Source organism: Proteiniclasticum sp., assembly GCF_032054185.1.
Taxonomy (GTDB): domain Bacteria; phylum Bacillota; class Clostridia; order Clostridiales; family Clostridiaceae; genus Proteiniclasticum.
Genome location: NZ_DAMBTF010000005.1, coordinates 123,919 through 147,813 on the forward strand (window position 1 = coordinate 123,919; position 23,895 = coordinate 147,813).

19 protein-coding genes are annotated in these 23,895 nt (G+C 44.2%); 5 read left to right on the forward strand and 14 right to left on the reverse strand.

The genetic code is table 11. The annotated features are described in order from the left end of the window. The first annotated feature begins 15 nt into the window (after window positions 1–15). The 3 genes from RTX25_RS04320 to RTX25_RS04330 all read left to right on the forward strand — a co-directional run bounded on the left by RTX25_RS04320 (window position 16) and on the right by RTX25_RS04330 (window position 4,010). Window positions 16–1,506, forward strand: a complete 1,491-nt coding sequence (locus RTX25_RS04320) for a DUF1538 domain-containing protein (protein WP_312650884.1) — start codon at window positions 16–18, stop codon at window positions 1,504–1,506. Next, entirely contained in the window at window positions 1,499–2,170 is a 672-nt protein-coding gene (locus RTX25_RS04325) for a P-II family nitrogen regulator (protein ID WP_312650887.1), read from the forward strand. The genes RTX25_RS04320 and RTX25_RS04325 overlap by 8 nt, the downstream gene beginning before the upstream one ends. Window positions 2,171–2,303: 133 nt before the next feature. Then, window positions 2,304–4,010, forward strand: a complete 1,707-nt coding sequence (locus RTX25_RS04330; protein ID WP_312650889.1) for an alpha-glucosidase — start codon at window positions 2,304–2,306, stop codon at window positions 4,008–4,010. Window positions 4,011–4,113: 103 nt separating this feature from the next. Here the strand turns inward: RTX25_RS04330 and RTX25_RS04335 are convergent, their stop codons facing one another. The 8 genes from RTX25_RS04335 to RTX25_RS04370 all read right to left on the reverse strand — a co-directional run bounded on the left by RTX25_RS04335 (window position 4,114) and on the right by RTX25_RS04370 (window position 14,534). Further along, window positions 4,114–5,502 (reverse strand): glycoside-pentoside-hexuronide (GPH):cation symporter, encoded by a 1,389-nt coding sequence (locus RTX25_RS04335; protein ID WP_312650892.1) that lies wholly within the window; start codon window positions 5,500–5,502, stop codon window positions 4,114–4,116. Further along, complete coding sequence (locus tag RTX25_RS04340; protein WP_312650895.1) at window positions 5,486–7,828, reverse strand: alpha-galactosidase; 2,343 nt, start codon at window positions 7,826–7,828, stop codon at window positions 5,486–5,488. Before RTX25_RS04340 ends, RTX25_RS04335 begins: the two co-directional genes overlap by 17 nt. 396 nt (window positions 7,829–8,224) lie before the next feature. Continuing rightward, entirely contained in the window at window positions 8,225–8,851 is a 627-nt protein-coding gene (locus RTX25_RS04345) for an MBL fold metallo-hydrolase (protein ID WP_312650897.1), read from the reverse strand. Window positions 8,852–9,053: 202 nt separating this feature from the next. Continuing rightward, complete coding sequence (locus RTX25_RS04350) at window positions 9,054–9,641, reverse strand: M15 family metallopeptidase (protein ID WP_312650900.1); 588 nt, start codon at window positions 9,639–9,641, stop codon at window positions 9,054–9,056. Between the two features lie 144 nt (window positions 9,642–9,785). Then, on the reverse strand, window positions 9,786–10,898 hold the full coding sequence (locus RTX25_RS04355; protein ID WP_312650903.1) for a M50 family metallopeptidase: 1,113 nt from the start codon (window positions 10,896–10,898) through the stop codon (window positions 9,786–9,788). Between the two features lie 28 nt (window positions 10,899–10,926). Next, window positions 10,927–12,276, reverse strand: a complete 1,350-nt coding sequence (mgtE, locus tag RTX25_RS04360; RefSeq protein WP_312650905.1) for a magnesium transporter — start codon at window positions 12,274–12,276, stop codon at window positions 10,927–10,929. 147 nt (window positions 12,277–12,423) lie between these two features. After that, the gene (locus RTX25_RS04365; protein WP_312650908.1) at window positions 12,424–13,824 is read right to left on the reverse strand and encodes a sodium-dependent transporter; all 1,401 of its coding nucleotides are present in this window, start codon (window positions 13,822–13,824) and stop codon (window positions 12,424–12,426) included. Between the two features lie 74 nt (window positions 13,825–13,898). Beyond that, on the reverse strand, window positions 13,899–14,534 hold the full coding sequence (locus RTX25_RS04370; protein WP_312650911.1) for an SIMPL domain-containing protein: 636 nt from the start codon (window positions 14,532–14,534) through the stop codon (window positions 13,899–13,901). 246 nt (window positions 14,535–14,780) lie between these two features. Between RTX25_RS04370 and RTX25_RS04375 the strand changes: the two genes are divergently transcribed. Continuing rightward, window positions 14,781–15,290 carry a ferritin gene (locus RTX25_RS04375; protein WP_312650914.1) on the forward strand — a complete coding sequence of 170 codons (510 nt, stop codon included), beginning with the start codon at window positions 14,781–14,783 and terminating at the stop codon, window positions 15,288–15,290. Window positions 15,291–15,321: 31 nt separating this feature from the next. Here the strand turns inward: RTX25_RS04375 and RTX25_RS04380 are convergent, their stop codons facing one another. The 6 genes from RTX25_RS04380 to RTX25_RS04405 all read right to left on the reverse strand — a co-directional run bounded on the left by RTX25_RS04380 (window position 15,322) and on the right by RTX25_RS04405 (window position 22,092). Continuing rightward, the gene (locus tag RTX25_RS04380) at window positions 15,322–16,206 is read right to left on the reverse strand and encodes a DMT family transporter (protein ID WP_312650917.1); all 885 of its coding nucleotides are present in this window, start codon (window positions 16,204–16,206) and stop codon (window positions 15,322–15,324) included. 221 nt (window positions 16,207–16,427) lie between these two features. Further along, a complete protein-coding gene (locus RTX25_RS04385) occupies window positions 16,428–17,438 on the reverse strand; it encodes a hypothetical protein (protein WP_312650920.1) in 1,011 nt (336 codons plus the stop codon). A gap of 31 nt (window positions 17,439–17,469) precedes the next feature. Continuing rightward, the gene (locus RTX25_RS04390; protein ID WP_312650922.1) at window positions 17,470–18,084 is read right to left on the reverse strand and encodes a metallophosphoesterase; all 615 of its coding nucleotides are present in this window, start codon (window positions 18,082–18,084) and stop codon (window positions 17,470–17,472) included. Between the two features lie 177 nt (window positions 18,085–18,261). Further along, window positions 18,262–19,719 (reverse strand): alpha-amylase, encoded by a 1,458-nt coding sequence (locus tag RTX25_RS04395; protein WP_312650924.1) that lies wholly within the window; start codon window positions 19,717–19,719, stop codon window positions 18,262–18,264. Between the two features lie 80 nt (window positions 19,720–19,799). Next, window positions 19,800–21,392 carry a hypothetical protein gene (locus RTX25_RS04400; RefSeq protein WP_312650927.1) on the reverse strand — a complete coding sequence of 531 codons (1,593 nt, stop codon included), beginning with the start codon at window positions 21,390–21,392 and terminating at the stop codon, window positions 19,800–19,802. Then, window positions 21,385–22,092, reverse strand: coding sequence for an ABC transporter ATP-binding protein (locus RTX25_RS04405; RefSeq protein ID WP_312650930.1), 708 nt, complete (start codon window positions 22,090–22,092; stop codon window positions 21,385–21,387). Before RTX25_RS04405 ends, RTX25_RS04400 begins: the two co-directional genes overlap by 8 nt. Window positions 22,093–22,437: 345 nt before the next feature. On the opposite strand from RTX25_RS04405, the gene RTX25_RS04410 reads away from it, so the two are divergent. Then, a complete protein-coding gene (locus RTX25_RS04410) occupies window positions 22,438–23,895 on the forward strand; it encodes a mechanosensitive ion channel (protein ID WP_312650933.1) in 1,458 nt (485 codons plus the stop codon).

Consider the following 23,895-nt stretch of genomic DNA (forward strand, 5'->3'; position numbering starts at 1 on the left):
AAAGGAGGTTTTTATTTGCATTTATTACTCGACAAATTCAAGGAAATACTTATGGCGGTGCTGCCGATCACCCTCATTGTGATAATCCTCAATTTTACACTGGTTCCTCTGGGACAGACAAACTTTTTGAGATTTTTACTGGGCTCCGCTTTTGTCATCATCGGACTTTCCATTTTTCTCTTCGGTGTAGATCTCAGTGTCACTAAAATCGCAAATCTCATCGGCCATCATCTGGCCCGATCAAATTCCATCCTTATCGTCCTTATAGCAGGACTGATTCTGGGATTCTTCATTTCAATAGCAGAACCTGATCTTCATATTCTGGCAGATCAGGTAAGCGGCGTCACAGGTGGAGTCATCACAAAAACCAGTATTCTTGTCACCGTATCAGTGGGTATCGCATTCATGCTGGCTCTAGGACTTTTCAGAATTCTTTTTGCCATACCGCTCAAAATCATTCTCTGGGTCATTTACGGAGTCATACTTGCACTTACTGTCTTCACCACTCCTGAGTTCCTTGCCATTTCCTTTGATGCATCCGGTGCAACCACCGGAGCTATGGCCGTTCCCTTTATTCTGGCTCTTGCTGTCGGAGTCGCTTCACAGAACAAAAAAACTCAGCGTTCTGAAGAGGACAGTTTCGGGCTTGTCGGGCTGATTTCCACAGGTGCCATATTAGGGGTACTGGTCCTTGGAATGCTCACAAAGACTGAGAACCTTACAGGAATCCAGATAGAGTCTGCGGCTGAATACCCGAGACTTCTGAGCCCGTTTCTCCATCATCTGCCCGTCATTGCTAAGGAAATCGCACTGGCTCTGTTCCCGATCATCCTCATATTTATCCTCGGTCAGAAGCTGGTCTTCAAAGTTTCGAAGAAAGTCTACAGATCGATTCTCCTGGGTTCGCTTTACACGTTTCTGGGGCTTGTTCTCTTTCTCACCGGAGTGAATGCAGGGTTTATGGAAGCGGGAGAAATTGCAGGAAGAGGACTTCACGAGCTTGGGTACCCCTGGCTGACTGTTCTCATCTCATTCATCCTGGGCCTTGTAGTCATCCTTGCAGAGCCGGCAGTCTATGTGCTGACCCGTCAGATCGAAGAGATCACCTCAGGTCATATCAAAAGAAAGGTTGTACTCATTGCCCTTTCCATCGGCGTCGCATTTGCCGTGGCATTATCTGTTGTAAGGATCCTTGTGCCCGGCTTTGAACTATGGCATTTTCTCCTTCCAGGTTATATAATAGCCATAGTACTGAGCACAATCGTCCCCAACCTGTTTGTGGGTATCGCCTTTGACTCAGGAGGAGTCGCCTCAGGTCCGATGACTGCGACCTTCATCATGGCATTTGCAAAGGGTGTCGCAGATTCGACCCCTGATGCGGATGTGCTCATCGACGGATTCGGCATCATCGCCATGGTGGCCATGGCTCCGATACTGGCTCTGCAGATACTTGGACTTATCTATAAGACCAAATCAGTCAAGGGAGGACTTAAACTTAATGAATAATGATAACCATAAGAATTTCGAGCTTTTTGTATATATCGTCAATTATGATGACGGTTCAAGAGTCATGAAGCTGGCAAAAAAATGCGGAGTGCTCGGAACAACAGCATTTCTCGGACACGGAACCATTGACAGCAGTCTGCTTGATTTTCTTGGACTGAATGACATCAGAAAAGAGCTGGTCATGATGGTCACTGAAAAAGAAACCGGGACCCTGGCTATGGAAGAAATCAGCCGCAGCCTGAAACTGGAAAAGCAGGGCCGTGGAATCGCATTCACACTTAATGTCACGCGCATGGTCGGGACCAGAGGAGATTTTACAGAAAATCATAAGGATAATAGAGGTGAAAAGAACATGTATGAAGCAATATTTGTCATCGTGGATAAGGGCAGAGGAGAATTTGTCATCGACGCCGCAAAGAAAGCGGGTTCCACTGGTGCTACGCTGATCAGCGCAAGAGGATCGGGAATACACGAAAGAAGCAGACTCTTCTCCATGGACATTGAACCGGAAAAAGAGATTATTCTCATTCTCTCGGAGAACACATCAACAGAGAAAATCATCGCTTCAGTAGCGGAAGAAACACAGATCAGCGAACCGGGTAATGGTATCCTCTTTACCTGCGACGTGACCCGAACTCTGGGTCTATATCAGAGCAAAGAATAGCAGGATTTACGGAAGGCAGTGAAGTGCCTTCTTTTTTTGTCCTGAAACTATGCAATGATGAATTAAACACGATATTTTCTATGGAAAATTGATATAATCAGTAGTAAGGAAATATATTCACTGGAGGATAATTATGGAAAGCTTCAAAAATCGCATCGTCTACCAGATCTGGCCAAGATCCTTTAAGGACTCAAATGACGACGGAATCGGAGATCTTCAGGGTGTCATCTCAAAACTGGATTATCTGAAGGATATAGGAATAGATACCCTCTGGCTCTCACCTGTCTACGCCACTGGAAATAAGGATTATGGCTACGACATAGATGATTACTATAAAATCAACCCGGAATACGGCACCATGGGGGATTTTGATGAACTTCTTAAGCAAGCAAAGGAAAGAGGCATAGCCATCATCATGGACCTTGTTGCCAATCATACCTCCGATCAGCATGTCTGGTTTAAAGAAGCGCTTAAAAGCAAAGATTCCCCTTACAGGGACTACTATATCTTCAAAGAAGGCAAAAGGGACAGAAAAGGCAGGTCAGTGCCGCCCAATAACTGGCTCAGCGCCTTTGGCGGAAGTGCCTGGCAGAGAGACGAAAAGTCCGGAGAATACTACCTCACCATTTTTACGCCCAATCAATGCGACCTCAACTGGGCTAACAGAAAAGTCAGAGAAGGCATATACGAGATCATGCGCTTCTGGCTGGACAAAGGCATTCTCGGTTTCAGGATGGATGTCATCAACACCATCGCAAAAGCCGATGGCCTGCCACCTGCCGGAAAGGGAAAGAAGCTGGATTTCCCCTTTGAACACATCGTTTCCCTTCCCAAATCCCATGAGTACCTGAAGGAAATGCATGAGGAAGTCCTATCCCATTATGAGAACGCCTTTACAGTGGGTGAAGGCATGGTGACAAGTATCACTGATCTCATCCGTTATACCGCTCCAGAGGAGAAAAAGCTGAACATGATGTTCCAGTTCGATCTCCATCTCATCGGATGCGGACCACTAGGCAAGTTCGACTTCAGAAAAGGATATCTTTGGAACACGAAAGAACTGAAGGACATCATATTCAACTGGCAGCTGAAAGTTCAGGAAGGCAATGGCTGGCTCGGAAACTTCATGTCCAATCATGATCAGCCGAGGCAGGTTTCACGCTTCGGGAACGACAGGCACTTCAGAAGAAAGTCCGCAAAAGCGCTGGCACTTCTCAACATGACTCTACGTGGTACACCATTTCTCTATCAGGGAGAAGAAATCGGCATGACGAACTGTCAACTGGAAATCGATGAATGGAGAGATTTTGAAGCCATAAACGACTTCAAGGTTCTTCAGGAAATGATGCATCTTCCGGAATTCGTCGCAAAGAAGGTCATCCAGAAGATGACAAGAGATCATGCAAGAACGCCCATGCAGTGGAGCAGAAAAGAATATGCAGGCTTCTCAAATACCCTTCCCTGGATAAAGGTGAATCCTAATTACACCTACATCAACGTTGAAGATGAATTGAAGAAGGAAAATTCCCTCATCGGCTTCTACAGGCAGATCATCGCCATAAGAAAAAACTCGTCTGCACTCAGCAGCGGTGTCATTATCCCCGTAGACAGAGATCATCCTCAAGTGATCTCCTATCTCAGAGAGAATCAGAATGAAAGCTTCCTTGTGGTCATCAATCTCAGTGAGAAAAAGACGAAGGTGAACCTTGAAGAAGTCATGACTTCGGAGTGGCGCGCGGTTCTTGGCACCTATGGCAGCCGTGAGTACGACAGCACCTTGAGTGTTCATCCTTATGAAGCTCTTCTTTTCAGAAGAGTGAAGTCCATAGAAAAGATCTGATGAGACCTGGAACTTCTTCCTGATCGGAGCCGTTTCACCAGACTATAGATAAGAAAATGATAAAATCCAGTTCGCACTGAACTGGATTTTTTATCTGCTGTGATTATTCCACTTCTTTCTTATCTTCTTCCCGGATTACGAGCTTCTCAATAATCTCACCATAGGTTTTCTCATCAATGATGTATTTCTTTCTGTAGATGAAGAAACTGAGGACAATGAGGAGAAGCGGAAGAAGCATCATGGCCGATTTCATGATGAGAAGACCTCTTTGTGAAAGAAGTTCTCCATCATTCAAGGAATTGATACCTGAAATGACCAGTGTGTATCCCACGATACCGTTGGCAACAGCTGCGCCCATTTTGTTGATGAATGGCTGAATGGCAAAAGTCACACTCTCATTTCTCTTTCCAAGTTTGAGGTGCCCGTACTCAATGGTATCTGCAAGGAACACAAGCATGAGAAGCTGGATGAAGGCCTGCCCCACAAAGAGAAGGATTCCGGCTGCTCCGATGAAGATCATATTGGCAGGTGAAAAGAAGAATATGAGATAGCCAAGAACAATCAGTATGATCGCACCGCCATAAAGTGTTTTTCTTGAATGCCTCCTGCTGAACCAGGGAAAAACAAGAAGTGCGAGAATCTGAGAAACACCCAGGACAATAGCGAATACGCTGTACATCTCCTCATTGAGAAAAACGTACTTGAAGTAGTAGACACCAAAGCTCGTTGTGGTCACATATCCGATCATAAAGAGAGCCATGGCAACAGCTGTCACCAGCAGCTGATCGTTCTGAAAGAGTGCTCTAAGCATACCCTTAAGGTCCGTTTTGGACTCATCAGCACCCCCGATGACAGGAGGCTCCTTGACCCCAAATACGGTAACCATCTGGAAAACGATCATGATGATGACCAGTATACCCGTATACACAAGGAATCCTGTTTTTTTGCTTCCAAACTGCTCTCCGAGCATATTGGTCACAGGAATGACAGATGCTACAACGACAAAAAGTCCGATATTGGCAAAAATTCTTGATAGTGCTCCGATTTCTTCACGTTCCTTCTGGTCATAACTGAGACTTGGCATCATTGACCAGTAGGATATATCGTTCATCGTCCAGGCTACATCCCATAAGATATAGAATATGGTGAAATAGATGATGTATGAAGTCCCTGTTAGCCCCATATCCGTGAAAAGCATCATGGCGACAAATGCACTCATGAACAGCCCGATGACGATCCAGGGCTTGTACTTCCCGATCCTGCTTCTGGTGTTGTCGATGATTACACCCATGATGGGATCATTGAAAGCATCGAATACACGTGCGACCATCATGATCGTTGTGATGGTGATGAGGGTCTGATCGCTCACCCCTACCACTTCTGTGATAAATACCATAAGATACATGCTGACCATGGTGTAGACCATGTCACGTCCGATGGTTCCCATACCGAAACTGAATTTATTCTTTCTGAAATTACTGCTTCTCTCCATTTACGATCGCTCCCTTCATTTCTGCACTCATCAGCTGGGAACCGAAATCCCCGAGCATTCTTGTTTCTTTGGAATAGCCTGTGCCCATAAACTGCTGATTCACCCTGAGTCCTGAGGCCAGGAGATCACCATAGCAATCATAGCTCTCCACGTTATGAGGCAGGCGGTAGAACTTTCTCGCGTTTCTAAGTATGAGGCCGCCAGGCTTAAGCTTAACTGGGGTCACATGCTTCAGAAGTTCACCGAAAGCCTCGATATCCATGGTAGCCTTCACCGTTTCCACATGATATCTTTCGTCCGGATTAAGTCCCTTAAAATGCAGAACATCGAATCCTGGACTCGATTTCTGAAGGATCTGGAAATTGCCGAGAACGGCGATACTTCCGTCTTCTTCAGCTACCTGGAAATTGACCCGGTTCTCCTTTTCTTTTATGAATCTGTAGAACCTCCCGAACTGCATAAGACTTCTGTACTTTTTATACCAGATGATCTGATTTCTGATTTCCTCTTTTTCCTTGAGGTTCAGATTGCTTAAATCAAGTTCATAACCGAGAAGTCCGAAAGCCGCCACATTAAACCGTGTTTCCAGAGGGGTTCGCCTTAAGGTCTGCTGATGGGGACTTTGGGAGACATGAGCGCCCATGGTGGAAGATGGATAGAAATAACTGAGTCCTTCCTGGATCTTCAGCCTTTCGACTGGATCAGTATTATCCGAAGCCCAGATCTGGGGCATATAGGAAAGCATGCCTAAATCGAATCGGTTGCCGCCACTTGAGCAGGACTCGAAAAGAACGTCCGGAAAATCATCTGTAATCTTCCTGAGTACCCGATACAGCCCTTTGATGTAGCTGTGAAACACCATGCCCTGATGCTCGACGGCATCCGAGAACATATCGCTCATGTGTCTGTTCATATCCCACTTGACGTAGGATATGGGGGCATCTCGAAGAATTTTCTCCACATTTTCGATGATATAGTCCTGAACTTCAACTTTGCACAGATCAAGAACCAGCTGGTTTCTACCTTTTGAAGGTTTTCTTCCAGGCACTTTCATGGCATACTCCGGATGTTTCCGAAAAAGCTCACTGTCTTCATTGATCATTTCAGGCTCAAACCAGAGCCCGAAGGACATGCCCAGTGCCTTTATCTTTCTTGCTAGATTTGAAATCCCTCCAGGAAGTTTGCTCCTGTTGACCTCATAGTCGCCAAGACCGGCATGGTCATTGTTTCTCTTTCCAAACCAGCCGTCATCCAGAACAAAGAGCTCCACGCCAAGTTTAGATGCCTCTTTTGCAAGGGACATGATTTTTCTTTCGTTGAAATCGAAAAAGGTCGCCTCCCAGTTGTTCATAAGTATGGGTCTTGGTTTTTTCTGCCACCTTTCACTGATCACATGATGATTTACAAAGTCATGAAAATGATGACTGAGATCGTTCAGTCCCTTTCCCGATGTGGTCAGGACAGCTGAAGGGGTCTCAAAGCTTTCCCCTGATGCGAGCGGCCAGTGAAAATTATGCTGAGATACCCCTTGAATGACCCTCACGATGCCATGATTTGAAACCTCAATGGCCGTATGATGATTTCCGCTGTACATGAGATTGAATCCATAGCAGCGTCCATGATCTTCTGTGGTCTCTTTCTTCATGAGGATGACTCCAGGGTTATGTCTGTTGCTGCTCGCGCCTGTTGTGGAGTCATTGATGAGCATCCCCTGGGAAAGTTCCCTTCGGTGAGCATGGGCTTCCTTGATCCATCCGCCATCCAAAGTCATCACATCGAATCCGTCGGACAGAAGATCAAGACATAAACTCATGATCTTTCTAAGCCTTACGGTCTCTTTGGAATGATTGATGATTTCAGTTCGCCTTGTGATGACATCGCAGTCAGAAAACACTGTGTAGCTGAGCTTCATGGTTATGGGAAACAGCTTATCTCGAAGCTCAACCACAATAGTGACTCCATCTCCATGGGCATCAGGCAGCTCATTCATGGGCATCGTCCCTTCCATGATTTCATGACCGGCATAGACAAAATCACAGACAAATGACCCGTCAGGCATTTCCATTTCAAGGGGCATCACCCGATAATCACCTTTTCCGTTGAAGGAATATTCCAAGGGAAGAAGATCAAGGGACATGGCCTCCTCCATATAGAGTACGGAGCTGCCTGCTCCCGCATTCTGTTTCATATGGATTCCACGAAAATCCTGTTCTTTAAGTCTGTTTCCATAATGGAGATTTTCAAGATGACCTGAGGGAAGAACACGAAAGATGTAACTGGTCTCTTTCGTACTCAGCATAAATACTTTATTGACTTCACTGATCACTTCATCACTTCCTTATGGAGCATATGCTCCTTATCACTATCTTCATTCTATCATGAAAACAATTACACATATATCCATAAATGGATAAGAATTAAGCCATATCGAGAGTTATGCCGATCAATTCTTCCATCTGAAAAAGAAACGGCGCAGGTCTTTCCTTTCCAGCTAGAAAACTTCCGTAGTTTCAACTAACACAGTATATCCATAACTTGATTTTTATTTACATAATACTTCTTATGCATTCTATTTTTCAGCTTAAGTATCTCCTCTTTATGATTAAAGCCTTCCTCTACATCAGATCAAACCGTAGAAAATATAAATCCCATCGAGCATATCAGCGAGAAACGCTAAAAAAAGATCCATCTCAAATCGAAATGGATCTTTGATACATGAACTTTACTCGTAGGGCAGAATAGCGGTCTGTGGTGGTGTATCTTTATTGATGATCACACTGCTGTTGTCATAGAATACCGCATCATTAACCCTTGTGAGAAAATCATCAAGATGCGAAATCTCCTCTAAACCGATCCGTTCTGTACGATAATGCATAGGTATGACAACTCTCGGTCTGATCTGATCAATCAGATTCTTGGCTTCCTGGGCATCTATCGTATAATACCCTCCTACAGGAATCATCACAGCGTCCAGTCCTTTCAGGACTTCGAGCTTATCATCACTCAGGACTTCTCCGATGTCTCCGAGATGTGCAAGCCTCAGACCTTCTCTTTCAAAAAGAAGAATGTCGCTCATGCCTCTTTTCTGACCTTCATTGTCATCATGTGCACAGGGTATCCTTGTGAGTGTGAAGGGTGATGTTCTGGAATTGTCCCTTATGGTCACTGCCTTAGTGTAGTTATGGTCACTGTGATTATGCGTCACATAAACCTCATCAGCAAAAAGACTGAGCGGTACCAGTCCGGGTACGCTGTTGTCTTCATAAGGATCTATGACGAAAGTGAACTGGTCGTAAGTGACAGAGAAACATGAATGTCCATGCCAGGTAATAATCAGATTCTGTTCCATAGGTTACCTCCTTACAGATTGACTGCTCATATTTGTTATATTACGATTCTTCTTTTCATTATAACTGCAATATTTTAACAGTGTAAAAACAAAAGGCAACAGATTTATATCCATCGCCTTTTTAAAATTCATAATATTGACAGTACTGATATCTTTTTATATAAAATGCCATTAGGACGAAATGAACTGACGCTTTATCCGTTTATTCATATCCTTCCGGATAGTGAATCCTTCCGAAACGGTTCATCTGAAAATGCGGCATATCCTGTTTTCCGTCTTCCCAGAAATAACCGGCTTCAAGGCCGATCATCTTTCCGATTTCTGCAGCTTTTCTGAAAAACTCTTTGTCACTGTATTCTTCTCCACGGACATTTTTTGCGATATCGAATGCATTCCGCTTTGTATGCTGTGAATTTCTCGTCCAGGTGACCACCTGTCCAGGCCTTGTACGTCCCTGCTCATACAGATAATCCTGTCTTTCCTGTGTTCTGTAGGTTTCAGTAATCTGGATCTGAAGGCCCTCATCCTCAGCAATGCGTAGAAAAAGCACTGCCGCCTCCCTGGTCTTCTCGTTCAGCATATCGATGCTAGAAATTCTTTCCTGCGGATCGGAAATATCGATACCATCTTCCCACTTTTCATCCGTATCCGGTACAATACGACCCTGAAGCCAGAACCCGAAAAGGACAAGGAGCATAAGACCGATGATCCCCATGATCATGGTCCTGGTATTTTTCTTCTTTTTTTTCATCCTTCTTCGTGCTTCGATTCTGCTCTCAGCCATATCCATTTTCACCAGCCCCTCAATCTATTACTCTTATTATGAGGAAAAGAGTTTAACATCACATAATTATCTTCTTCATCTTTTCGTAAGAAACTGACTTTTACCTTAAAAAGAAATGAAGAAAAGGTAAGCACCGAAAAACATATCCGGTCACTCACCTTTCATTTCAATCTTATCGATCAGCTTTTTCAGCTGATCCTCTTCAAAAATCGCCTGACCTCTGAAGGGATATTTTCCCATGACACTGATGCCCTCTTCTGCGAGGTGCTGTGCTTTCACCTTATCCTTTTCCACATAATAGGCATAGTATGCTTTGATTCTCATCCCGTTGATGTCTCTGTCCCTAAGAAGGATCTTCCCTGCTTTATCATGATACCTGACTGCCTTCTCCATATCACCGGTAATCAGACTGAAGAAGATGATTTCATAATAATATGCCGGAAGAGCATAAGGCGGAACTTTAGAGAGGTTCTCTTCGATGATGAGGATGTATTTACGCGCAGACTCCTCGTCTCCCCGATCCAGTGCCATGAAATAGAGATAGAGCACATTGCCTGTCTCATGGTGATCTTCAAGAGGAAGCTTCGGCTCTTTCAGATTAAGATCTCTCGGCCTTACTCCGGTCATCAGCTTTTTCGAAAGAATGACGCTTTCATAAAACCTTTCGGCCAGAGGATTCTTCTTTAGAATACTGAAAAGCATCATTCCATCCGTGGGCTGATTCATACTGAAAAACGGCCATCCGTTGATGAGGGCAAGAATGATGGACACCATACCTGTACCGTAAACCGGCAGAGCATAAATCATATCTAAGGACAGGATTTCTGGCAGGAAGAGAAAAAGGACTCCTGTCAGAAGATTGAAGATGATTCCGCCAGTGGAATAGATGGCAAAATCCTTTAGATCGGAATCCTCCGCAGGAATCATCGCGCAGAGCCCGCCGTATCCGACATTCTTTATGAGAGAAAACTTAAGCTTTCCATTTTCCTTATGGATGGAAAAGATTCCGGCACGAAACATCAGAAACCTGTATCCAAGGAGCTTACCGAATACGAGATGTCCAAGCTCATGAATATTGATCACTAGGAAGACACCTACATAGAACAGAAGCAGCACCACTGGAATCTCTATAAAACCGATACGTTCCATAAATGAGAGATCAACATCAAGAACGGCCAGAAGAACCCCCAGGGCAACACCCAGAAGGATGATGAGACCTATGCTTTTTAGATAGGATTTCTTCTTTTCACCGCTGTCTTCCAAGTCCGTCCCTCCTTATCACTTCAGATAACTACAGATTAAGTATGACCCCTGCCAGAAGGAAATAGATGATGAGCGACAGGGCATCCACAATGGTCGTAATAAGCGGAGCTGCCATGATGGCAGGGTCGGCTTTGAATACTTTTGCAATGATCGGAAGCAGTCCGCCAACAATCTTTGCAATGATGACCGTCGCAAAGATGGCAAGGGAAACAACAAGAACGATTCCTTCCTGACCAGGGTAGGAAATGCGTAGTCTGATGTAGTTGATCACTGCAAGGAAAAGTCCTGCGATAAGACTTACTCTGAATTCCTTCCAGAGGACTTTCAGACCGTCTGCCATTTCAATTTCATTAAGGACCATACCACGGATAACGAGGGTGCTCGCCTGTGAGCCCGCATTACCCCCTGTATTTGTGAGCATGGGGATGAAGGTGACAAGAAGCGGAATGGCGGTAAATGCTTCCTCATATCTTGACAGGATTCCTCCTGTGATGACACCTGAAATCATGAGCACCGTCAGCCACACGATACGGTTTCTTGCAAGCTCCCATGCCGGTGTCTTGAGATACGGCTTGCCTGAAGGGAATGTTGCTGCCATAAGTTCAAAGTCTTCCGTGGCCTCGTCTTCCATAACATCGATGATGTCATCGACGGTGATGATGCCCACTAGCCGGTCTTCTGAATCCACAACAGGTAGAGACAGGTAATCATAACGGTTGAAGAGATAGGCCGCATTTTCCTTGTCGTCTGAAGTATGCACTTTGATGACATCGTCTTCCATGATATCTGAAACCATTTCCTCGTCACGGGAGAGAAGAAGAGTTCTTAAGGTGATTACCCCATCAAGCACTCTGTTTCTGTCGATGACATAGCAGTTATAGAGCGTCTCGCTGTCTGCACCGTTTTTTCTCAGATATCTGATGGCTTCCTTGACGGACATATCCGCACGAAGGTTTGTATATTCAGCGGTCATGATGCTTCCTGCGGAATCCTTGGGATACTTCAGGAAAGTATTGATGGCCTGGCGTGTTTTTTCATCTGTATTTTTGAGGACTCTTTTGACGACCCCTGCAGGAAGCTCTTCCAGCATGTCCACCATATCGTCCATGAACATTTCATCTAAGATGTAGCCAAGTTCCTGGTCCGTGATTTCATGGATGATCTTTTCCTGAATATCGATCTCAAGATTCGAGAATACTTCTGCAGCAAGATCCTTCGGCAGAAAACGGAATACGATAATGGCTTTATCTCTAGGCAGAATCCCGATGAATTCAGAAATGTCCACTTCATTGAGTTCTATGATTTCTTCACGTAGTGCTTTAAACCTGTTTTCTTCAAGCAGTTTTGTAAGCAGTTCGATTCTTTCTTCTGGGTTCATCTGGCACCTCCTCTTTATCTTTTGCTTTCACTTTCCATCACTGAATAATTATACCCTATGTCACCTCGCTAGTTAAAGAAAAAGCGGAAAAAAAGTCCTGAAAGTCGCCTTTCAGGGCTTTATATGTATCGTAATGGGGATTACAGATCAGAGATTCAGTATCCCCAGAGCATTAAGAAATACGATGATGAGGAGTACGGGGGTCACAGTCTTCAGAACAAGATGCAGTAATTCAATGACTCTTCTGTTCTGCAGCTGCCCCTCATTTGTCATCTCTTCAATCAGGCTGTCTTTTCTGACGAAGTATGCCACAAATATGGTGATGAGCAGTCCGCCTAAAGGCAGAAGCAGATTGGAAGAGATATAGTCGAAGGAATCAAACAGATTTCTTCCGAAGATTTCCACATGACCGAATACCGCATCGGGATGAGTTGTGAGCACACCCACTATGAACATGAGTCCTGTAGTGAGAACAACAGCTGTACTTCTTTTCATTCTGGTTTCTTCTGTCAGAATGGCGATCGGCACTTCCACCATGGAAAGCATAGCAGTTGTGGAGGCGATTGCCGTAAGGAGGAAAAATGCGATGAGCAGAAGGTTACCCAGAGGCAGCATGGAAAACACCAGCGGTATGGTCTGGAAAAGAAGCCCAGGACCACCTTCAGGTGCAAGACCGAAGGTGAATACCACAGGGAAGATGGCAAGGCCCGCCAGGAGTGACACGGCTACATCGGAAAAAGCCACTTTGAAGGAGGTACCCACTAGATTGTTCTCTTTATTGAAGTAGCTTCCGTAAGTGACCATAGTGCCCATACCAAGAGAAAGCTTGAAGAATGCAAGTCCCATAGCGGCAAGTATAGACCCGGTACTGAGCTTGGAGAAATCCGCCTTCATCAGAAAGGACAGTCCTTCTCCTGCTCCGGTAAGGGTCAGTGCACGTACTGCGGAAATGAGGATGAGGACAAGAAGAACGGGCATCAGCGTCTTCGTGACCCTTTCAATCCCTTTCTTCACACCGCCAAGAAGTACAACCGCAACCACGACGATGACGATACCCTGCCAGATCATAGGTGAACCGCCAAGCAGAGTTTCGCTGAAAATACCTTCTGATGCCGCCCTTGCTTCAGCGATACCAAGAGAGCCGAGGAATCTGAAATCACCTCTCAGCGCTCTGAAAACATATGCATAGACCCATCCGGCAACAGTGCTGTAGAAGAACATGATGAGAAGAGAAGAAAGCAGACCGAAGTAACCGATGATCTTCCAGAACCTGTGGGCTTTCAGTTTGGTGAATACGCCGATTACATTGGACCTGGTTTTTCTCCCCAGAAAGAACTCAGCGAGCATGATGGGAATACCCAGAACCAGCACAAAGAGGAGGTATACCAGTATAAAGGCTCCTCCTCCGTTCATGCCTGTCATATAGGGAAATTTCCAGATATTGCCCAGCCCCACTGCTGAACCGAGGGTCGCAAAAAATACGGTCAGTGAAGTGGAAAAGGTTTCTCTTTTAACGGTTTTATCGGGGTCTGTCGTTCTCATTTTCATCTTCTGTTACCTCATGTCAAAGTTTTTTAGACTTTATTATACTTTGTCCATGAAAGATTTACAATTGATTTTTTCTAGAGGATTTCAAAAACCACTTCGACTTTTCTTTCGATCTCCACTTCCCGTGGTGAGATGTCCATCTCCATTGCCTTCATTTCTCTGGGCATCTCTACCCTTGAATGATAGATGATGCTGTCCTCACTGACTGCAACCACCGACTTCACATGACCTAAGGAAAACCCCATGGTCTCCGCAAGAACAGATGCTTTCTTCTTTGCATCAAGTGCCGCTTCTCTCAGAGCTTCATCAAGATCCCTGTCTTCATCTTTTATCCCGAAGGTTATGGTGAACTCAGGAGTGGTTCCCCTTCCTGCAATCTTTTCAACGACTCTGGAAAGCAGGGAAAGATCCATGGGCATTTCCAGATAAAGATTCGACGTGATGAGGTATCCTTTAAATACACTCCTGTAATTTCTGCCGTCATGTTCCTGCTCATAATGAGTGCCGACATGAAGATTTGCGGTCTTCATCTCTTCTCTCGGAAGTCCTGCTTCTGTAACAGCACCGATGAAATTTTCGTACCCTTCATTATAAAGCTCCAGTGCTTCCTGATATTTTTCATCCTCGAATTTCAGATTGAAGCTGAGCTGTATGACATCGGGTCTACGTCTGATTATTCCTTTTCCTTCAACTCGTATTGTATTATCCATCTCTTTCTCCTACCTCACTCTTTTCTAAGATTAAGCTGACTGCCCGATCCATATAGCGAATCAAGCGGCAATCAGCCTGACTATGCTTTCATTCTACACATCAGCACCTTTATATTCAAAATCCAATCAATGAACAGTTGGTAAATATGATCTCTGTTTAAGTCCGAAAAGTTTGCACTTTCCTCATTTTCCGTATATTGTAAGGATATAGACACAAAAAATATGAAGAAAAAGGAAGTAATGTTTATGCTAAGTCAGAAACTAATCGACGCCATCAATGATCAGATCAACTATGAACTTCTATCCTCCTATCTGTATCTCTCCATGGTCGCATACTGCGAAGACAATGACTATCCTGGAGCTGCGAATTTCTATCGTATACAGGCAAAGGAAGAAGTGGATCATGCCATGAAATTCTATGACTATCTCATCGAAATGAATGCAAGAGTGATTTTAAAGGGCATTCCTGATCCTGAAGTGGAATTTGACGGCTATAAGGATACTTTTGAAAAGTCCTTAGTCCATGAAAAATCCGTAACAAAAAGAATCTATAATCTCATGGATATCGCCATCGAAGAAAAGGAACATGCTACAATCAGTTTCCTCAAATGGTATGTGGACGAGCAGGTTGAAGAAGAAAGCAACTTCAACGCAATTCTCGGTAAACTGAAAAGAGCAGAGCTTAATCCTGCAGCACTTTATATGCTGGATGACGAGCTTCTTGCAAGAATCTATGTCCCAATTGCAGCAGAATAACATCAATAAAGAGCGTGGAAACTGATTAAACTCAGCTTCTGCGCTCTTCTTTCTTACCGATCATTTCGAAAAGTAGAGAAGACCCAAGAATCAGAAGTGCCCCCAGAATCATATTGAAGTATACCTTTTCCCCAAGAAAAACCGCGGAGAAGATAATCGCCGCCATGGGGTCGATATAGCTTAAGAGAGCCACATGCTGTGAATCGAGTTTGTCCACGGTTGAAAAATAGAGATAGTAGGCAAGCCCTGTATGAAGAATCCCCAGAATAAGGATATAGATAAGTGAACCTTTCGGGATGACAAAATCGGAAAAATGTCCGGTTGCCACCATATACAGGGAGAGAACGGCAAGGGAAAGAAAGAGCTCCATGAACGTTCTGTCCAGTCCTTCTATCTTATGCATTCTCCTGTTGAGAATAATGACCAAGGCATAAAAGAAAGCTGCCGCCAGGCCATAGGCTATTCCTATGGAATACATGTTGCCATAGATCGTAAAATCCTCCATCTGCAGGATGATCAGACCGAAAAAGGACAGGAAAATGGTCAGAATCCTGATTTCTGTAATCTTAACTTTCATGATGAAAAACGAGAGAATAACAAAGATGATCGGAGCCATATAATAGGCAAGTGTTGCACCTGCAATCGTCGTCCCTTTATACGCTTCAAAAAGAAGAATCCAGTTTATCCCAAGAAACGTACCCGCGCAGAGCAGATTGATTCTGTTCTCCCAAACTGCCTTTCTGTCTATTTTCTTCCTCGATATGAGATAAATGACCGCCATGACTGCAGTTCCGATAAGTGTCCGCATGAAAGCGATGTGCAGTGAAGGCATGGGAATCTTCCGGACGAAAAGCCCGATACTACCGAATATGAGCATAGAGGATAGATAGATCACTTTATTGCTGGTTCTGCCCATGACAGCCTCCCTCAGGATAATCGTTGAGATAAAGCGGAAATCATTAATCATCCTATGATTAGTATCTTCTATCTGACCATGTCTGTCTATAACCTGTAAAATTTATTAACTCAATGTTAAATAATCCCATAGAAAATGACCGCTCTCACTTAAATCAGCCAGCCGGTCATCTCATATCTTTCTGCTTCGGAAAAGCGGAATATTTCTCAAAAGCACAGAAACTATCTTTTTCTTGTCTCCATCACTTTCGCTTCCATTTCATAGATTTTCAGCTCTTCATCATGGGTCAGATTGGAAAGGGTTTCCTGTCTGTAGAGCAGCCCCAGTCTATCCCGGGTCATCTTTCTGTCTTTCGTCAGGTCTCTCCAGGATATTTTCTTTTTACCCATATAGAGATCATAATCCACAATTCTTGTCCCGTCATCCACATATTCCATCCCCAGAAGGACCTTCTTGATGTAATGGGGCTCGTAGAATGAGAAGAACCTTACGCTGTACACATCAACAGCCAGAAGCATCTTCGGGTAATCCTTGGACCAGGAGCTCCCAAGAACAATTCCCATCTCCAGTTCGGTCAGGACGTTGATCAGCCGCTCAAAATGAAGCTTGAAGGCGCCGTACATATCATAGATTCGGATATCCATTTCGTACCAGACTTTGTTGCCCAGGCCGCTGTTGAGATATTTCAGCGCATTTGAGCGCAGCTCCTTGAATATGGTGAAATAATTTTCATTGATGAGCAGACACTTTTCCATATAGATGTCGCCGAGGGTCACCTGCCGGTTCAGTGATCTGTCCGTCAGCGCGATGATCACGCCCTGTTCAAGATTGGAATTGATGAACTCCATAATGCTTCCCTCAATGCCGTGATAGTCTTCCTGAAGCTCGTCAAAGACTTTTTCCATATCACCCATGGTTCTCATGATGATGGTCCTCGAGACGATCTTGGTTTTCCCGACATAGGCACTCATCCCGCTGTTGATGAGATTCGAGAGAATGACAGACGGCTCATCCTGAAGGATAACCGCATATCTGTCTTCACTGCTTCGAAGCACCTTGTGGTCCTCAGGTGTGATGAGCACAATGGTTTCTCCTTCCGTGGCTAGGCTGAACGCATCAAGCAGGCTGAACATGCCATGTTCCGAACTCACATCATAGAACGCCTTCAGCTGATTTTCGTCATGGGTTTCGATCAGTACTATTCCGGGACCGGTCCTTAGTAATTCCACCATATCTCTCATTCTCCTCAATCATTATTCTTATCTAAAGGCCGCTTTTTCTTCTTCGATACCTGTAATCGTCTGTACTCCATGGATATCTCAGTTCATAAACCTTCCCTGTGGAAAGGTCGATGACATTGATGCTGGATACCCCATTTAGAAACCACCGGTTTCTCACTTTGTGATTCTTCATGAGGGGATTATGCCCATAAAGATTATAATCCTTAGGCTCTGTCATCACGTCCTCATAGTAATGAGAAAAATGAATATCATATTCCCCGATCCTTATGATCTTCCCCATTTCTGCCAGTATGCTTCTTTCCTTAAGTTTCTCCACTTCTCTCAGTTTATCGTGATTGCCCATGGCAATATAGACTTCTTCTGCTGAAGAGAACTCCATGATGCGGATGATTTTCTTTGCCTGCAGAACGAAATCTTTCATCAGGTTCTCATTGAACTCCAGCTTGATGTTGTCGGAGAGATCCCCTGTATGAATAATCACCTTCGGTTTCAGTTTTCGGATGAGCATTCTCAGCGCTGGAAATATCTGCGAAGGCGTATCGGAAATATGCAGAAGGAGATCGCTCTTCCCCATAATCTCTTCCGGTATATAGATTCTTCCGAAAATACTGTACACACCCTGTTTCACTTTTCTCATATCATTCTCCTTGGCTGTTTGTATTTCAATCATAACATACAAAAAAGACGGATTACAGAAGCACATCCGTCACAGTAACATATTCACAGATGAGATTCCATCTAAGTGCTTTAGAAATCATAAATGGACTGCATCTTCAAGGTGCAGTCCATTCATGTCATTCTGATCAAAAAGTTATTATAGCTTGATTCCGTCTTCAATCCAGCAGGATATGCTTCCGGGTTCTGCAGCAAATTCGCCATACCCTTCCTCATCGATTTCCACCTTATCTTTGCAGTTTCCTGTAAAATCGGCAAAAACCTTTCCTGTCTGATCTTCTCCCACAAACATCCTTATGGTTTTCTTTTCCTTGATGGAGATGACGACAGCGCATTTCCCCGGATGCTCCTCATTTCCATGTCTCAGCCATCCGATGAGGTGCGGCTCCTGAAAATAGTCATCCTGACTGCCGTATGCGTGGTTTTTTCGGATGAGCGAAAGCACATCAATTTTTTCCTTCATCGGCTCAATCATGTATTCTCCACCGATGCCGTAATAGTCTCCATAGAAAATGCAGGGATAGCCGTCTTTGCGAAGAAGTATGCATCCATAGGCGATCTCCTTGAACCACGGTTCAACAAACGAGTTCAGAGACTGTCCAGGCTCGGAATCATGATTGTCCACAAAAGTCACGCTCATGGAAGGGTTTTCCTTGGTTATTGTCCCGTCAAACAGCTTTCTGAGGTCATAACCGTCTCCGTTCTGAGATGCGCCGAAAAGATTGAAATGAAGCGCAACATCAAAAAGATCCAGTCTGTACTTGGTCGTTTTCATGAACTGCTTCTTGTTCTTGATGCTGTGGTCCCAGTATTCCCCAAGCAGATAGAAATCCTCTCCATGTTTTTCCAGAATATACTTAGAGAAATCCTCAAGAAAACTGCCGTCGATATGTTTGACCGCATCAAACCTGATCCCGTCAAGTTTCAGCTCATCAATGAACCAGTCGATCCATCTTTTGAGCTCTTCTCTGACATCCGGATGAGCATGGTCGATATCCGCAAACATGAGATAGTCGAAGTTGCCGTTGTCATGAGATACGCCCCAGTTCCAGCCTTTATTCTCTCCAAGGATTCTGAAGATTCCTTTATCCTCTGTTATGGTGTCGTAATCGACTCCTGTGAAGTGGTTGAAGTTCCAGCTGAACTCAGAATACTTCCCCTTTCTTCCGGGAAAGTTGAATCCGGTCCATGCTCTGATTTTTTTCGGTTTCTCGATATCCACTGTTCTATCGGAGCTGTCCACTTTAACAGCCATGAACTCCTCTTCAAAGTCAGCCGCTGCTTTATGATTAAGGACCACATCCGCATAAACCTGCATGCCGTGTTCATGAATGGCATCAATCAGCTGATGAAGTTCCTCTTTGGTTCCGTACTTGGTCCTGACTGAACCCTTCTGATCAAATTCACCCAGATCGTAGAGATCATAGATCCCGTATCCGGTATCATAGGAGCTTGTCGCTTTGCAGACGGGCGGCAGCCATACTGCCGTTACACCGATATCCTTAAGCTCCGGGAGCTTTCTGATCATGTCCAGATAATATGCCCCTTCATGGGGGAGATACCACTCAAATGCCTGAAACATTACACCATTTTTCATTATCATGCACCTCTTTCATCCAGTTGAAACCAATTGTTTCAACAAAAAATTTCATGTTATTATTATACACAATTTTTAGATTATTTCACCCTGAATGTTTGAGGCGCCTTCTTATAGACTAAAATTACCGCCACCAGTGCATAGAGAATAGAGAAAATGATGATCACCGGCAGAAAGGCTGCAGCAGGTGTTCTGATCTGCAGTGCCATATAGGACACGAAGTAGACCAGTCCGTTTATGATGCTGAAAAACGGATTCTTGACCTCCATGGATGAGGTATAGGGCTGGAAAATATAGTACATGAAGATATAGTGGATGGAGAAAAACAGAGAAAGCGAGATCAGCATGAGGATGACCGGCAGGATTTCCATATAGTTTCTCGCACCCGACACAGTCGATAAAACGAGAATACCCAGGATGATGGCAAAAGTTGGAATCAGATTCCCCATGACGATTCTTTTCAGCCTTAAGGTGAACATTTCAAGGAGCGCCTTCGGCTGTCTGTAGAATCCGTATTTAAGCATGGAAAGATCACAGTTGAAAAACATCGCTTTAGTTTCTCTATTTGAGTTGCACAGCATATACATGATAAAAATGAATATATTATATTCAGAGGATAATCCTCTTGCCGCCTCTCCCAGTATGGCTTTATCAAAAATAAGTCCAGCCCCGATAAGTATCACAAAAAGTGCTGTCACGATGGCTGTCTTGATGACAACCGGTTTGTAGAAAAACTTTTTATGACGGTCAAAGAATATCGCATTGAGATAGGAAAACCCTTCTTTATTCTCATAACGGGTTCTGTCGCTTTCTTCAAGGACCATGTCCTTGTCTTTCATTCTGACATCAGCAGTACGAGCTTCTTTCATGGCATTCTGAAGTCTGCTCATCTTCTCGAGACTTGTGGCACGCCCCAGTGCCTCTCCGTAGGCATCAAAACGGATGATGTATCTCAAAGAGAAGGCAGCAGATGCTGCAAGGGCTAAAATGAATACAGGATGATACATGAAGCTTTCCGGACTAAGCGACGGCAGAAGGAAATATGCGCCATAGCTTGTAAAGATCAGTATAAGCCAGACAATGATGAGGAGAGTATTATGTTCCTCAAGAACAAAACCTTTCTTTTTAAAGAGATACAGGTGAAGGGTTTCCGATATCAATGATACAAAAACAGCCATCACCGACGTCAGAAATACTCTCTCAATGGACAAGGACATGAGACCGCCCACGAGAAGAAATGCAAGGGTTCTCCCGATGAACTTGAATCCTTCCTTTTTCAGAAGAAACGCATGGGCGTAGACCCTCGGATTCATCCGAAGCTCCTTCACCATGATAAACTTCTGGATGTTCTGCTCAAGCAGCGCACTGCTTGTCAGTCTCAGTATAAAGTAGAACACAAAGATGAGGATGTATGGATTCCCTGTATTTTCAGGTAAGCCGATAAATCCCGGAAGGATGATGAAGATGAGCGGAATGAGAAGTGCCTTGATGGACCCCCAGATCACCTGATAAACAAGAGCCGCATAACCGATGACATTTTTAATCTTCAAGAAGGAATAGCTCGTGGATTTCAGGAGCTTCTTCAGAAAGAACAGCTTTTTCAGGAAGTAGAGAAATCCGTTGATGAAGATCGACGTCTCCACTTTCATGATGGTCAGGATACTGTTAATCATTGGTTCCCTCCTTAAGCCTTGTCATGATCTCTTCCTCGAAGTCGGCATCACTGAGCATATCATGATCTAAAAGGCTGAGCTTCCCCTCGCTTAGTATGACGATCTCATCACACAGATCTGTCGCAAGCTGAAGGATATGGGTGGAGAAGATGATGATATGATCTTCTCTTATGCTTCTCAGAAGTCTCTTGATTTCAAGGGCCACAACCACATCAAGGGATGTCAGCGGTTCATCAAGAAGGATGACCGGTGGTTTCGCGATGAGAAAAAGAAGCATCTGGACTTTGTTCTTCATGCCGTGGGAATACCCTTTGATCAGCCTGTGACGGTCTTCTCTGTCGATCTTTATGAGATCGAAATAGTCATCGATGGTTTTTTCCGGAGCGATCTTATCTTTATTGATGTCCATAAAAAATCTGATGAATTCATAGCCTGTAAGAAAATCAGGCAATACAGGCGATGAGTAGACATAAGATAGATCCTCGATTTCCAGAGACCTCATCCCAGTTTCTTCAACAAGGCTCACACTTCCGCTGTCCTCCCTGATTTCATCTGCAAGGATATTGAAAAGTGTGGTCTTTCCCGCACCGTTTCTGCCAAGCAGAGCATAGATCTTTCCCTTTTCGAATTCGAATGTGATGTCCTTCAGAACTTCCTTATTGTCAAAGGATTTCTGAATGTTTTCCAGCTTTAATTTCATATTCTGCACCTCTTCTATATTGATTAGTATGTAGTATATTATACCACTTAATAAGATAAAAATAAACTTTTATTTGGGATTATTTAGTTATTCTTCTGACAATCAATTATAGCATAAACATGTATGTGATATTGAACCCGCTATACACATCTCCAGAATCAGGACGGAAATCATACGGAAAACAGGATGAATTTCATCTGTGAACACATATTTCGAATAAGTGTATACCCTGATAACTCTTTGTAAACTCAATGTTTCTTCACATTTTATTTTAGGTTTATCAATATCTCTTGCCTATAATCAGTCCAAGAACCAAATTCATACTGATTTATAAGGAGTGATATCATGAATGATCTAACTGTCAGCATAGAGAGAAGTCTTCCCGATATTCTTGTCGGGATCATCTATCTCATCATCGCCATCGCAGTCGCCTATCTTGTCAAGATGCTCATCGTAAAAGGGGCTAAGGCTTTAAAACTGAATGAAAAACTTGGTGAAAGCGCGAGAGACGCAAACAGTATCGCAGAGCTTCTGGGTAAACTCGGATTCATCCTGACCATACTATTCTTCCTGCCAAGCATATTTGACCGCTTCGGTCTGACGAACATTTCCTCACCACTTACCGAAATGGTGGGCACATTCCTTGGATACATTCCAAGACTGATTGGAGCAGCACTGCTTCTCTTCCTTGGATTTGTCATCGCAAAGATTGTACAGCAGCTGGTTATGGGTTTCCTTCAGAGACTGAAAGTGGACAGACTGAAACAGAAAATGGGTCTTGAGCACTCTTCTGATAGAGGGCAGCAGACCCAGAACAGTGTATCTTTAGCGGATTTAGGCGGTAAGATCCTGTATGTCATCGTACTCATCCCATTCATCATCGCAGCACTTGAAGTACTGGACATCAGAGCCATTACAGATCCCGCTGTAGATATGCTCACCAGAATAACCAACATCATCCCTCAGATCATCGCAGCCGGTATTCTCATCGTGATTGGTGTATTCATCGCCAAGCTGGTCGGAGATCTTGTAGAAAACCTCATCGACGGATTCGGCCTATCCGATAGAGTTGCAGACATCATGGATGAACCGAAAGCATCCGGTTTTGATCTGGGTAATGTCATCGGAATGATCGTGAAGGTACTGATCGTTTTATTCTTCACTGTGCAGGCTTTCGATCTCATCGGCCTGGAAATCTTCCAGACCATAGGAGCCGCTGTCATTGCGTATCTCCCAATGATCATCAGCGCAATGCTTATCCTTTTTGGCGGATATATCCTAGGTTCAGTGGTCAAGAAGTTTATTGTGAAGACCATACCTGAGGCAAGATTTGCCGCCATCGTTGTGAAGTTTGTCATCATTGCCATTGCAGCACTTATGGCGCTGTCACATCTTGGCATCGGTGCACTGTTTGTGGAAACCCTCTTCATCGCACTGATCGTAGCGGCAGCGGTTGCTTTCGCTCTGGCATTTGGAATCGGCGGAAGAGAATTCGCAAAGAATATGCTGAATAAATTAGAACGCAACATGGAAGAAGGCAAAGGAAGTCTTAAAGAGATTCAGAAAAAAGTGGAAGAAGAAGACAGACAGAAAGAAGCCGAGCAGAAAGCTCAGCTTGATGAAATCAGGCAGTCAGGTTCACCTGACAAGGGTGAATACAGAGCACCATCAAGAGACAGAGGGCCTGTAATCACTGAAGTGCACAATGACCCTTATGTTAATCCGAATGCAGATCCTAATGTCAATCCGACCATAAGACCGGACGTCAATCCGAACTTCGGAAAAGACAATGAGGATATGTAG

Coding starts and splice junctions, on each gene's coding strand:
- RTX25_RS04325 (WP_312650887.1), top strand. CDS start 1,499: ATGAATAATGATAACCATAAGAATTTCGAGCTTTTTGTATATATCGTC.
- RTX25_RS04330 (WP_312650889.1), top strand. CDS start 2,304: ATGGAAAGCTTCAAAAATCGCATCGTCTACCAGATCTGGCCAAGATCC.
- RTX25_RS04335 (WP_312650892.1), bottom strand. CDS start 5,502: ATGGAGAGAAGCAGTAATTTCAGAAAGAATAAATTCAGTTTCGGTATG.
- RTX25_RS04345 (WP_312650897.1), bottom strand. CDS start 8,851: ATGGAACAGAATCTGATTATTACCTGGCATGGACATTCATGTTTCTCT.
- RTX25_RS04350 (WP_312650900.1), bottom strand. CDS start 9,641: ATGGATATGGCTGAGAGCAGAATCGAAGCACGAAGAAGGATGAAAAAA.
- mgtE (WP_312650905.1), bottom strand. CDS start 12,276: ATGAACCCAGAAGAAAGAATCGAACTGCTTACAAAACTGCTTGAAGAA.
- RTX25_RS04365 (WP_312650908.1), bottom strand. CDS start 13,824: ATGAAAATGAGAACGACAGACCCCGATAAAACCGTTAAAAGAGAAACC.
- RTX25_RS04370 (WP_312650911.1), bottom strand. CDS start 14,534: ATGGATAATACAATACGAGTTGAAGGAAAAGGAATAATCAGACGTAGA.
- RTX25_RS04375 (WP_312650914.1), top strand. CDS start 14,781: ATGCTAAGTCAGAAACTAATCGACGCCATCAATGATCAGATCAACTAT.
- RTX25_RS04380 (WP_312650917.1), bottom strand. CDS start 16,206: ATGGGCAGAACCAGCAATAAAGTGATCTATCTATCCTCTATGCTCATA.
- RTX25_RS04385 (WP_312650920.1), bottom strand. CDS start 17,438: ATGGTGGAATTACTAAGGACCGGTCCCGGAATAGTACTGATCGAAACC.
- RTX25_RS04390 (WP_312650922.1), bottom strand. CDS start 18,084: ATGAGAAAAGTGAAACAGGGTGTGTACAGTATTTTCGGAAGAATCTAT.
- RTX25_RS04395 (WP_312650924.1), bottom strand. CDS start 19,719: ATGAAAAATGGTGTAATGTTTCAGGCATTTGAGTGGTATCTCCCCCAT.
- RTX25_RS04400 (WP_312650927.1), bottom strand. CDS start 21,392: ATGATTAACAGTATCCTGACCATCATGAAAGTGGAGACGTCGATCTTC.
- RTX25_RS04405 (WP_312650930.1), bottom strand. CDS start 22,092: ATGAAATTAAAGCTGGAAAACATTCAGAAATCCTTTGACAATAAGGAA.
- RTX25_RS04410 (WP_312650933.1), top strand. CDS start 22,438: ATGAATGATCTAACTGTCAGCATAGAGAGAAGTCTTCCCGATATTCTT.